Source organism: Zobellella taiwanensis (assembly GCF_003012795.1).
Lineage (GTDB): Bacteria > Pseudomonadota > Gammaproteobacteria > Enterobacterales > Aeromonadaceae > Oceanimonas > Oceanimonas taiwanensis.
Genome location: NZ_PXYH01000110.1, coordinates 1 through 201 on the forward strand (window position 1 = coordinate 1; position 201 = coordinate 201).

The following is a 201-nucleotide window of genomic DNA, read 5'->3' on the forward strand; positions in this document are numbered from 1 at the left end:
AGTTGCCCATAGGGGTGCAGTCGTTTGAAAAAATCCGTACCGGTGATTATTACTATGTGGACAAAACGCCCTATATCCACCGGTTGATCGAGCAGGCCGGCTACTATTTTCTCTCCCGCCCGCGCCGTTTTGGCAAAAGCCTGCTGCTCGATACCCTGCACCAGCTGTTCGAGGCGAAAGAGCCGCTGTTCCGCGGCCTGT

1 protein-coding gene is annotated in these 201 nt (G+C 55.2%); it reads left to right on the forward strand.

The features are described 5' to 3' along the window. Positions 1-201: AAA family ATPase (locus C7I36_RS17155; RefSeq protein ID WP_181256445.1), on the forward strand; the 201-nt coding region annotated here is incomplete at both ends.